Source organism: Alkalihalobacillus sp. NPDC127517, assembly GCF_050276055.1.
GTDB lineage: Bacteria > Bacillota > Bacilli > Bacillales > Bacillaceae_D > Alkalicoccobacillus.
The window spans coordinates 106,737-119,451 of sequence record NZ_JBNNQX010000012.1 but is presented as its reverse complement, the minus strand read 5'-3'; the positions used below and the strand labels follow the sequence as shown (position 1 = coordinate 119,451).

Annotated in this window: 9 protein-coding genes; all 9 read right to left on the bottom strand. The window is 41.9% G+C overall.

The window, feature by feature from the left end; all coding sequences use genetic code 11:
* Positions 1-221: 221 nt before the first annotated feature.
* The 9 genes from ACQKKO_RS16855 to ACQKKO_RS16815 all read right to left on the bottom strand — a co-directional run bounded on the left by ACQKKO_RS16855 (position 222) and on the right by ACQKKO_RS16815 (position 12,624).
* Positions 222-1,184 (bottom strand): ABC transporter permease, encoded by a 963-nt coding sequence (locus ACQKKO_RS16855; RefSeq protein WP_498649227.1) that lies wholly within the window; start codon positions 1,182-1,184, stop codon positions 222-224.
* Entirely contained in the window at positions 1,184-2,239 is a 1,056-nt protein-coding gene (locus tag ACQKKO_RS16850) for an ABC transporter permease (RefSeq protein WP_498649235.1), read from the bottom strand. The genes ACQKKO_RS16855 and ACQKKO_RS16850 overlap by 1 nt, the downstream gene beginning before the upstream one ends.
* 11 nt (positions 2,240-2,250) lie before the next feature.
* Complete coding sequence (locus tag ACQKKO_RS16845) at positions 2,251-3,777, bottom strand: ABC transporter ATP-binding protein (protein ID WP_498649225.1); 1,527 nt, start codon at positions 3,775-3,777, stop codon at positions 2,251-2,253.
* A gap of 154 nt (positions 3,778-3,931) precedes the next feature.
* A complete protein-coding gene (locus tag ACQKKO_RS16840) occupies positions 3,932-5,044 on the bottom strand; it encodes a BMP family lipoprotein (protein WP_498649223.1) in 1,113 nt (370 codons plus the stop codon).
* Between the two features lie 246 nt (positions 5,045-5,290).
* Positions 5,291-6,469 (bottom strand): CamS family sex pheromone protein, encoded by a 1,179-nt coding sequence (locus ACQKKO_RS16835; RefSeq protein ID WP_498649221.1) that lies wholly within the window; start codon positions 6,467-6,469, stop codon positions 5,291-5,293.
* 33 nt (positions 6,470-6,502) lie between these two features.
* Entirely contained in the window at positions 6,503-8,524 is a 2,022-nt protein-coding gene (gene ligA / locus ACQKKO_RS16830; protein ID WP_498649219.1) for an NAD-dependent DNA ligase LigA, read from the bottom strand.
* A gap of 14 nt (positions 8,525-8,538) precedes the next feature.
* Positions 8,539-10,761, bottom strand: a complete 2,223-nt coding sequence (gene pcrA, locus ACQKKO_RS16825) for a DNA helicase PcrA (RefSeq protein ID WP_498649216.1) — start codon at positions 10,759-10,761, stop codon at positions 8,539-8,541.
* Positions 10,762-10,809: 48 nt separating this feature from the next.
* Positions 10,810-11,508, bottom strand: a complete 699-nt coding sequence (gene pcrB / locus ACQKKO_RS16820; protein WP_498649214.1) for a heptaprenylglyceryl phosphate synthase — start codon at positions 11,506-11,508, stop codon at positions 10,810-10,812.
* Positions 11,509-11,691: 183 nt separating this feature from the next.
* Positions 11,692-12,624: a bile acid:sodium symporter family protein gene (locus ACQKKO_RS16815; RefSeq protein WP_498649213.1), complete on the bottom strand. Its 933-nt coding sequence runs from the start codon at positions 12,622-12,624 to the stop codon at positions 11,692-11,694.
* Positions 12,625-12,715: the final 91 nt, after the last annotated feature.

The window sequence follows — 12,715 nt, the reverse complement described above, 5'->3', positions numbered from 1 at the left end:
TCATCCGCCCTACTTCAGCCTTCATATGAGATTTCTGTCCGTCAGTGCGAGTGTTTGCCTCGGGCTTCCTTCAGATTCCACCTCGCGATGGACACACTTGCCGTCAGCTAACAGTTCCTACTGCCAAGCCTGTAGTGGACTTTCACCACCAAGTTATCACCCATGCTGGGCGCACACACAAAAACCCCCATCGTTAGCGATGGGGGTTTCACAATACTTACCTATCTCGAACCTTTTAAATACGCGGATCCTAATGCTTTTGGTCCTTCTGATCGTCCGACGAATCCTGCGAGTGCTAGGATTGTTAAGACGTAAGGCGCGATCAGTAAGAAGACGGATGGTACACCGGACAGCATTGGGATTTGCGCACCCGTGATACTGAGTGCTTGTGCAAATCCAAAGAACAACGCAGCTCCCATAGCTCCAAGTGGATGCCATTTACCAAAGATCAAGGCAGCGAGTGCCATGAAGCCTTGGCCGGCAATGGTTGTTCCTGAGAAGTTACCTGTTACCGTTACGGCTAGAGCGGCTCCTCCAAGTGCACCAAAGGCTCCACTTAGCATGACACCGATATAACGCATGCGTGTCACATTAATCCCCATTGTATCTGCAGCTTGCGGATGCTCACCAACCGAGCGGATCCGTAAACCAAACGGGGTAAAGTAGATAACAAAGTAGACTAGAACAGCCAAAGCAATGGCCATAAAGGATGTAATGTACGTACTCGAAAAGAACAACGGACCAATGACTGGAATATCACTTAACACCGGAACATCAAAACGATAGAAACGATTCGAAATGTAATCCGTTTGTCCTTTTCCATACATTAATTTAATTAAGAATACACATAAACCTACAGCTAGAAGGTTAATCGCTACACCACTTACTACCTGATCTGCACGGAAATGAATGGATGCTACCCCGTGAATTAAAGAGAATAGGGCTCCAATCACAACGGCTGCTAACAGACCAAGCCACGTGGAGGCTGCTCCCACTCCCGCTGCTTCTAATGTTAGTGTTGTCACTATCGCCGAGAAGGCTCCAACGACCATTAGTCCTTCAAGTCCAATGTTAATGACACCGGAGCGTTCACTGAAAAGTCCTCCAAGTGCTGTAAGCATAAGGGGAGCTGCAGCATAGATCGCAGCAGGAACAACAAGAGCTAAAATTGCCATCAAACTCATTATTGATTCCCCTCCTTTTTCTTCTGAATTCGCAGTAATGCCCATCTAATAATGTAGCTTGATGCTACAAAGAAGATAATTAACGCAATAACGATATCAATTAATTCTACTGGTACACCAGCTTGCGACTGCATTGTGCTGGCCCCTGATTTAAGTCCACCAAATAAGAACGCAGATAAGAAGATCCCAATGGAAGAGTTTGCTCCAAGAAGGGCAACGGCAATTCCATCAAATCCAATGTTCGTAAATCCAGTTAGAATCGTCATATATCCGTACATTCCAAGCCCTTGCATCGCTCCCGCGAGTCCTGCAAATGAACCGGAGATGATCATCGTAATCATCACATTACGACCAACACTCATTCCTGCATAACGAGACGCGTGCTGGTTGAACCCAACTGAACGAAGCTCGTACCCAAGAGAGGTTTTCCATAGAAGGAACCACATAAAAATACATGCTAAGATCGCAACAATGATCCCGTAGTGAATACGAGAAAAGTCTGTAATTGATTCTAAAAAGGCTGACTGTAGAGAAGCTGTTGGTTGGATATTATCTGTTCGCTCACCAGGCACAATTAAATAGGCACGAATGATCGAGTTTACGACATGATATCCAACATAGTTCATCATGATACATACGATTACTTCGTTTACATGAAACTTGGCTTTTAATAAGCCTGGAACAAACGCCCAAAGCGCACCGGCTGCAGCTCCTGCTAGAATGGCAAGTGGTAGGTGAATAATCATTGGTGCTTCAACCACAATTCCAACATAGACAGCGGCTAGCCACCCTACAAGCACTTGTCCTTCTACTCCAATATTTAACAATCCAGCGCGGTATGCGAATGCAACAGCCAGACCTGAAAGAATTAGTGGAGTCATTGCTCGAACGGTTTCACCAATATAGAAAGGCTCACTTAAAATCCCGTTAAAAAGGGCACTGTATCCACTAATTGGATCATAACCACTCACAAGCATAATGATCCCGCCAACAAGCATACCAAGTAAAATGGCAATAAGCGGAATCGCAATGTTAAAGATTCGGCCACGGCTCATGAAAAACGACTTCATTCTGTTTCACCTGCTTTCGCTTTTCCGCCAGCCATTAACAATCCTAGCTGTTGCTCATTCGTTTCATGAGCATTTACAATGTCTACAATCTCGCCATCATAGATTACAGCAATTCGGTCACTGACATTTAATACTTCATCGAGTTCTAAGGACATAAGTAACACAGCTCGTCCTTTGTCTCGTTCTTTTATTAGTCGTTGGTGAATCGTCTCAATTGCCCCTACATCTAGACCTCTTGTAGGTTGAGCAGCAATCAATAAATCAGGCGAGCGATCGACTTCCCGGGCAATAATCGCCTTTTGCTGATTTCCCCCTGAGAGCGCCCGAGCTGGTGTATACGCACTCGGTGTACGAACGTCGTAATCCTTAATTAATTCTTCTGCTTTTTCATAAACAGCTTTATAACTCATCATAAAGAATGTGGATAATGGTTTTTTATAATAGGTTTGTAGTGCAATGTTTTCCCCGACGGTAAAGTCAAGCACAAGACCTAATTTATGTCTGTCTTCTGGAATATGGCCAACGCCTGCTTCCGTTACTTTTCGAGGAGATAATCCATTTAATTTTTTCCCATTTAATTCAATTGTACCTGATTGAATTTTCTTTAATCCTGTGATGGCTTCAATTAATTCAGACTGACCATTTCCCTCAACGCCAGCAAGTCCCAAGATTTCTCCAGCACGAATATTCAAACTGAGTGATTTCACCATTTCAATTCCACGGCTATCCTTAACCGTTAATTCGGAAACATTTAGTACGGTTTCCTTTGGAACTGACGGTGTCTTTTCCACTTTGAAATTCACTTCTCGTCCAACCATCATATTGGCTAGCTGCTGCGTATCGGTGTCAGCCACGTCGACCGTACCAATTCCTACACCCCGACGAATAACCGTACAGCGATCACAGATTGCTTTAATTTCTTTCAGCTTGTGTGTAATCATAATGATTGACTTACCTTCAGCTACAAGGGTTTTCATAATGCCCATCAGTTCTTTTATTTCCTGTGGCGTTAACACCGCTGTTGGTTCATCAAATATTAAAATATCGGCGCCACGATAGAGCGTTTTTAAAATTTCAGCACGCTGCTGCATTCCGACAGAGATGTCTTCTACTTTTGCATAAGGGTCCACGGCAAGACCGTATTTCTTTGAAATTTCAGCAACTTCTTTCGCTGCTTTCTTCAAATTGATTCTTCCGCCCTTAGTAGGCTCACTTCCAAGAATAATGTTTTCCGTTACATTAAACTTTTCTACTAACATAAAGTGCTGGTGAACCATTCCAATTCCTAAGCGGTTAGCTGCATTAGGATCAGTGATATTCACTTTCTCCCCGCGCACCTTAATCTCGCCTTTTTCAGGCTGATAGAGTCCAAACAACACGTTCATCAGTGTGGACTTACCGGCACCATTTTCACCCAATAAAGCATGGATTTCGCCTTTTTTCACTTGAAGCGTGATATTGTCATTTGCAACGATGCCCGGAAATTCTTTGCGGATGCCGTTCATTTCAATGACATAGCTCATACTTTTCACTCCTTGCTTCCAAATAAACGCTTGATCAAACCAAAAGAGTAAAACTGATGAACAGGACCGATGCCATTCATCAATAACCCTTCCGTCTATATACATGAAACAAAGGCTAGTGGTCACTAGCCTTTGTTTTGTTTAGATGTGTGGATTACTCAACTGTTTCTAAGAATGTTTCGTACTCTTCATCTGTTTTAGGAACTTCAATCTCTCCGGCTGTAATTTGACCTTTGTAGTCCTCAACAGCGCTTAGATCTTCTTCTGTTAGGTTTTGCTCAGATTCTGCAATATCGATTGCAGAGTCATCTAATCCAAACTCAAGAATTTCTCCACCAGGGAAGTTTCCGTTCATCGTATCTTCAGAAACAATTTGAACCGCTTGGTCTGTACGTTTAACCATTGACGTTAGTGTGACAGACTCATCAGTACCATATTCACCTTCTGCATACTGGTCACGGTCCACACCGATTACCCAGATGTTTTCGTTGTTACGTGCACGGTTGATGGCTTCTGTGAATACTCCGTTTCCAGAATCACCAGCAGAGTGATAAATAATGTCTGTACCATTTGAGTACATTGTATTCGCAATTTGTTGTGCTTTAGTTGGATCATTAAAGTCTGCAACGTATTGAACTTCGATTTCAGCATCAGGATTCACTGATTTTACGCCTGCTTTGAAGCCGTTCTCAAACTTTTTGATTAGCTCGCCTTCTACCCCACCAACGAAACCTACTTTATCCGTTTCAGAGCGAAGTCCAGCGATTACTCCAACTAGGAATGAACCTTCATGTTCTTTAAATGTAATATTAGCGATGTTAGGAATTGGATTTCCATCTGCATCATTTACTACTGTATCAACAATAGCTAGTTGTGCATCTTCATTTTGTGTAGCCACTGTGCGGATTGCATCTTCCATTAAGAAGCCAATTCCCCACGATAGATCATAATTTTCGCGTACGAGTTGACGAAGGTTTGGTTCGAATTCGTCTAAGCTACCAGATTGAAGATAACTGTAATTCGTATCCGCTTCTAATCCTTGCTCTTCGCCAAAGGCTTGTAAACCTTCCCATGCTGATTGGTTAAATGATTTATCATCAATTCCACCAACGTCTGTAACCATACCTACTTTAAATTCTGAAGGCTCTGTTGACTCGCCTTCTCCAGCTTCTCCACCACCAGATGAGTTGTCATCACCTGAACCACATGCGGATAATGCTAGTACTGCCACGGTTGATAATGTAAGTGTTTGTAACCACTTTTTCAAAATAAATTGCCCCCTTTTATTTATACGTCCCAACTCTTTTCAAACAAAAGCTTGTCTATTTAAAGAGTAGTAGTAAATGAGCGGCCCTAGTCATCAGAAGTCTGATGACCACCCTTCTCTCATGTCCAACCGCACTTAATATATCATACGAATGACCAAATGAAAAATAGTTTTTTGAGAATGTTATAGATTTACACAAAAAAGCCTCATTTCTCCCAAAAAAGCGGAAAGAAATAAGGCTTTTCTTTAGTCCATCACATGGATAAAGGGCTCTTCACCAGGCTCTGCGACAATTAAACTCTCTTGTTCACCACTCACAGAATTAACGTTTACTTCTACTTTAATATCATCATAATAGTTAGGAATAATAGAAGCAATAAACTGGGTTAAGGCGACAATCTCGGTCTTCCCATTATAACGTAATGGAATATCAACCGTTAGCTCCGTCAAACGATCGTTTTGATAGAAGCCTTTCCCTACAACACCTACATACGTACTAAAGAAGTTTTGAACTTGCTCTTGGAACCGACCAAATTCGTCTGAATCATCACGGACATCTTGGTTTGCACGATCTGATGGAAACAAATAGGTGCTCTCATCAATACCTGACCAGCTTCCTAAATCAGAGTTCGGCTCGGCAATCGCTGTCTGAAAATAAGTACCTGAGACAATAGACTCTCTTGGCTGCTCTCTAAATAAGCCAACAACAATGGGAATGTTATTAAATGCTCCATCTAACTCTAAAAACTCTTGATCACGTAAGCGAGTAACAATTTCGTTCGCAATGCGCTCGCCATCTTCCTGCGTAACAGACTCTTCTAAAGGAGTTGAATAAAATTCGTAAAGTCCGTCCTCATCTGTGATACGGAAGTTATACACACTATTTAAAGAAACACCTATTACAATGGCACCAAGCTCTATTTCCCCGTCTTCATTTTCTACCATGTAATTTTGCTCCAGTATGTGCGAGAGCGTTCGGGGACTATTTTCTTCCTGAGCTCTTAAATTATCTCCTGATCCAAGTGCGGGATTCAACCCATTAGGATTTTCCTCTTCATCGTAACGTCTCAACCAGCTATTTAATAATTCTTTATTTACGAATTGACCTTCTCTTAAGGAGTACTCATTTTGCGGAAAATGTTCTTTTGCAATTCGCGTTAATCCCATTTCAAGTTCATCGAGATCTAAGCGATTATACACAACATCTGTTCCAAACCCACGAGCCTTCCCGCTTTGATACTCGCCATCCACTAAAATGGCCTGATAGTAATTCTCTGGTGAACTAACAGGTGGTACAATCGTTATTTCTTGATCATTTGTTGGATTCCCAACCTCTGTATTCTCAGGCTCGTCCTGAGAAAAAGGGAAGCACCCCGCCATGAGAAGTGCCAGAGGTAAAGTAACCAATCCCCATCTTTTAAACATGAACCGCCTTACTCCTCTCGCTCGTGCCTTAGTCTATTCTTTGTTAAACTCTTGGATTAATCTCTCTTCATCCCAAATTTCAATGCCTAAATCCTCTGCTTTTACTCGTTTGGAACCTGCATCAGCTCCAGCTATTAATAAGTCTGTTTTTTTACTTACACTGCCGGTTACCTTGCTTCCGAGTAACTCCAGCTTTTCCTTTGCCTCTTCTCGAGTCAGTTGTTCAAGCTTCCCGGTTAATACAACCGTTTTTCCAGCAAGCGCAGAATTCGACTCTTGTGCATCAGTTACTGTGACAGGCTTTGGCCCAGTGTAACTCATGTTTAAGCCAGCTTGCTTTAGTTGATCAATCAATTCAAGAACTTCTGGCTTCTCAAAATAGCTCACAATCGAATCAGCCATCTTTTCACCAATTTCATCGACAGCAATCAACTCTTCTTTTGAAGCCTTGAGTATGGCATCCATTGTTTCAAATTGCATGGCCAGTGTTCGTGCTGCTTTTGAACCAATAAACCGAATCCCGAGTCCAAACACCACACGCTCTAAAGAGTTTGTCTTTGAATTCTCTATTGATTGTAACAGATTGTCTACTGATTTTTCGCCCATTCGTTCAAGATTCAATAATTCCTCTTTTTTTAGAGCATAAAGATCAGCCACATTATGGACTAACTGGTGAGAGAATAGTTGAGTAATCACTTTTTCCCCTAACCCGTCAATATTCATCGCCGTTCTTGATACAAAGTGAATGAGACCTTCACGAATTTGAGCGGGACATTCTGGATTAATACAACGTAGGGCTACTTCTCCCTCTAAACGAACAAGCTCGCTCTCACATTCTGGACAATGTGTAGGCATATGGAAGTATTGCTCTTCTCCTGTTCTAAGATCAACGAGTACATTGACTACTTCAGGAATGATGTCTCCAGCCTTTTTCACTACAACTGAATCACCAAGCTTAACATCCTTTTCTCGAATCAGGTCTTCGTTATGTAGCGATGCTCTCTTCACCGTTGTTCCTGCTACACTAACAGGCTCGAGTATAGCAGTTGGAGTCACTACACCTGTTCGCCCGACACTTAGTTCAATATCTAAAAGCTTTGTAATCACTTCTTCAGCGGGAAACTTAAACGCTGTTGCCCAGCGAGGACTTTTTGCTGTAAAACCCATATCTTTTTGAAGCTTAAGGGAATCAACCTTAATAACAATGCCATCAATCTCATAGTCAAGCTCGTGACGGTCTTCTACCCATTTTTCTGTATAGGCAATTACTTCTTCTATGGATTCACAACGTCTCGTTTCTTTGTTCACTTTAAAGCCTGATTCGTTTAAGAAAGACAGACCCTCATAATGATAGTCAATGTCTCGTCCGTTTAATTCACCGATGGAGTAGACAAATAATGAAAGATTACGCTTAGCTGCAATCTTAGGATCAAGCTGGCGCAAGGAACCGGCTGCTGCATTACGAGGATTCGCAAAAGGCTCCTCTTCCACTTCTTTTTTTGCTTTATTTAATGACTCAAACGAGCGCTTAGGCATATATGCTTCACCGCGCACCTCAAGATCTACTTCACTATTTAAGCGCAGGGGAACGGCAGGAACCGTTTTTAAGTTACTGGTAATATCCTCACCTGTTGTGCCATCTCCTCTTGTAGCGCCACGAATAAGCTTGCCTGCTTCATACGTTAAGGACACAGCAAGTCCATCAATCTTTAATTCGCACACATAGGACACAGGGGTATCGCCAGCAAATTGTCTGACACGTCGATCAAAGTCTCGAAGGTCTTGTTCATTAAACGAGTTCCCTAAACTCATCATTGGTATCTTATGAGACACCTTAGTAAAGTGAGGCAAAATGGCCCCACCGATACGAACGGAAGGAGAATCTTCAGTTACCAGATCGGGAAACAGCTCCTCAATCTTTAAAAGTTCTTGTAATAACCGGTCATATTCCTCATCCGGTACGATTGGAGTGTCCAATACATAGTAGTGATAGCCATACTTCTCCAGCTTTTTTCTTAATTCCTTTAGCTGTTCTGTGGCTTGATTCTTATCCATTCAGCTCGTCCTTTCTATTCCTTGGTAATCGGGGCAAACTGTGCAAACAATCGTTTAACGCCAGTTGGTGGTGGGAAAGCAATATCCAGCTCAACCGACTGCCCGTCTCCTTTTATACTTACAACCGTTCCAGTACCCCACTTCTTATGGTTAGCCTTGTCTCCAACTTTCCATTCAAAGCTTTCTCCACCGGTGGATGCAATCTGTGGTCTCGCTGGTCTTGAAGGTCGACCCGCACTTTGTGAAACAGGTCTTCTTTGGCGAAGTCCCTGATCCGCTTGTTCACCTAGTACCTCAATAAATTCCTCCGGGATCTCTTTAATAAAACGAGAAGGCGGGTTGGCATTTGTGCGACCAAAAATCGTTCTAAGTCGTGCATTTGTCAGAAACAACTGCTTTTCTGCTCGTGTAATGCCTACGTATGCTAAACGACGTTCTTCTTCCATCTCATCTTGTTCAAATAACGAACGGCTGTGAGGGAAAATTCCTTCCTCTAGTCCAATTAAAAAAACAAGCGGGAATTCAAGGCCTTTTGCAGAGTGAAGCGTCATGAGTGTAATAGCATCCTTAGGGCCTTCTTCTGGTTGGTCATCAAGCTGATCAATATCAGCAACTAGAGCTAAATCTGTTAAAAAGGCAACAAGTGTTTTGTCTTCACTACGTTTTTCGAATTCACGTGTCACCGTAATGAACTCATCGATGTTCTCAAGTCTGCTTTGAGCTTCAAGTGTCTGTTCATTCTTCAGCGCATCGCGATAGCCTGTTTTCTCAAGAACTTCTTCAACAAGCTCAGTTACAGTGAGATAATCCTGCATTTGTACCCAATTTGCAACTAAATCTCTAAATTCCTTAAGTTTACCAAGCGCTCGTGCAGTAACACCCATCTCATCTACTTCAAACAATGCTTTATGCATAGACATTCCGTGCTGTAATGCATAGGCCAACACCTTGTCCACGGTAGTTGCGCCGAGTCCACGCTTAGGTACGTTCACAATCCGTTGTAAGCTAATGTCATCATCTGAGTTCGAAATTAAACGCAGGTATGCAAGGACATCCTTAATTTCTTTACGATCGTAGAACTTAGTTCCGCCGACGATGTTGTAGTCAAAATTAGATTTGACGAAAAATTCCTCAATAATACGTGATTGTGCATTTGTCCGATAAAGAACCGCAATATCTGAATAAGAGAAACCTTTGTTTTGGATCGCATCTTTAACTTGTTCAACAATAAAATGTGCTTCATCCTGCTCGGTTGAACCTGAGAAGTGTCCGATCTTTTGACCTTCATCATTCTCTGTCCAAAGATTCTTAGGCTTACGATTCCCGTTATTATTAATGACTTTGTTTGCTGCATCTAGGATCCGTTTTGTTGAACGATAATTCTGTTCAAGAAGAATAACCGCTGCATTCGGATAATCCTCTTCAAACGAGAGAATATTCCCGATATCAGCACCACGCCATTTGTAGATTGACTGATCAGAGTCCCCTACCACACACACATTTTTCAAACGATCACCGAGCATTTTTACAAGCATATATTGAGCTCTGTTTGTATCCTGATACTCATCTACATGGATGTATTGGAACTTACGTTGATAGAATTCTAATACATCTGGAACAAGCTTAAACAACTCGATCGTTTTCATGATTAAATCATCAAAATCCAGCGCATTGTTTTGCTTTAATCGCTTCTGATATTCCGTATACACGTCTGATGCAACTTCCTGAAACGGACCCGTTGCTTTTGCTGCAAACTCCGTTGGCTTTTGCAGTTCATTTTTCGCTCCACTAATTGTAGCTAGGATGCTTTTCGCATCAAATTTCTTAGGATCAATGTTCTGCTTTTTAAGGATTTGCTTTATCACAGATAACTGATCCGTTGAGTCTAAAATAGAGAAGCTACGACTGTATCCCATTCTGTCGATATCACGGCGCAGAATTCGCACACACATGGAGTGGAAAGTAGAAATCCAAATATCTTCAGCAATCGGTCCTACAAGACCAGCCACCCTGTCCTTCATCTCTCTAGCTGCCTTATTTGTGAATGTTATGGCTAAAACACTCCATGGAGCCACTTCTTTTTCCCGCAGGAGATACGCAATTCGATGCGTTAACACACGTGTTTTTCCACTTCCTGCACCAGCCATTAATAGCAAAGGCCCATCTGTTGTTGTAACCGCTTCGCGTTGCTCTGGATTTAGTCCTGATAACATCTTTTCTACTATATTTCCTTGCATATACACACCACCAAACAAATGTTCTTATTTTTATCTTACTAAATTCTCCTAAGAAAGCAAGTCTCCTTTTACTGCTTGAACTGTTTTTAAGGCTTCTTTCAAATTTTTATAAATGACATTGCCCACAACAATTGTATCTGCGTAGGCTGCCATCTCTTCTGCCTGGGCTCTTGATTCAATGCCACCACCGTAAATCAATTTTGTTTCTTCAAGAACAGATGACACCTGCTTAACGACACTCGGATCTCCATAGGTTCCGCTATATTCTAAATAAAAAATCGGAAGCTTGTACATATGCTCCGCCATTCTTGCATAAGCAAGAACATCCTCGGTATCTAGATCACACACAGCATCAGTTAGCTGTGCGACCTTTGCCTCTGGATTTAATACACAATAACCCTCTGGAATCACTTCATCCCAGTTCATAATTGCGCCGTATTCTTTTAGAGCCGCATGATGCTGCCCGGTGATCCACTCTACCTTCTGACTGTTTAGGACAGTCGGGATAAAGAAATAATCAAACCCTGGGGTAATGGCATCTACGTTTGATACTTCCAGTACACATGGCACAGCATAACGTCTAATACGAACGAGTAGCTGAAGGGTGTTATCAAGTGTCACTCCATCTGTACCACCTACGATAATCGCATCTGTACCTGACTCGCATATCGCTTCTAGTGCCACGTCAGTCAGTTCTTTATTTGGATCAAGTTTAAATAGATGTTTCCAATGCTGATACTCAGCCATATCATCAACTCCTGAGAGGACATTTACACAAAAAAAGCCGCAACTGCGGACCTTTTCATACAACGTAAAATGAGACTTTTGTACGTTCATTATAACAAAGAATAAGAGGATTGTCGTCTAACCAATTGCTTAAAACCGTCAAAAAACGCAGGTACATCATGGATTTGATATACCTGCGTGAACTCACTCTTTAACTGGTCTCTTAGACCAAATGGAAACCATGATTGGACCAGTAATATTGTGTACAACGGAGAATATGGCACTTGGTAGAGCCGTTATTGGTTCGAAATACTGATTTGCAAGTGTTGCACCAAGTCCTGAATTTTGCATACCCACTTCAATTGAAACTGCTCTTCTTTTTGTCTCATCCAATCTGAATAACCGAGCACTAAGATATCCTAAGAATAGACCTAAGCTGTTATGAATAGCTACTGCTAACACTAATACAAGTGCAGTGGTCGCTAAATTTTCTTTGTTACCTGCTACTACTGCAGTCACAATTGCAAGAATCGCAAGGACCGAGATAAGCGGAAGTGCACCTACACTACGGTCTACGGTTATCGGGAAGAATTTCCGAATGACAATCCCAGCTACAATCGGGATAACAATTACCTGTACAATTGAAATAAACATGGACCCCGTGTCAACGTTCACCCATTGGCTAGCTAACACAAACATGATTGCTGGTGTTAACAGTGGAGCAAGCAACGTTGAGATCGATGTCATTGCCACGGATAATGGAAGATCTCCTTTTGCTAAAAACACCATTACGTTTGAGGCCGTTCCTCCTGGACATGCTCCTACTAAAATAATTCCCACAGCTAGTTCATAAGGTAGGTTAAACAATTGTGTTAATCCAAAAGCGATACTTGGCATGATCACAAATTGGGCAACTAAGCCTATAAATACAGGAATCGGTCTCTTTGCGACAACTGCAAAATCGGATCCTCTCATCGTTAATCCCATTCCAAACATAATGATTCCAAGTAAATACGTAATATATGGTGCGATCCATGTAAAGCCTCCCGGTACCGCATACGCTACCACACTTACTAAGATTACAATTAGCGCGAAATATTTACTAATCACTTGTCCTACTCTCTCTACTCCTTGCATGATCAACATTCCTCTCTCTAAGCGTTCGAACTATTCTAACATTCTTTGATACTTAAACGCTATAAAGGATTCACAAATAATCTGATTAATC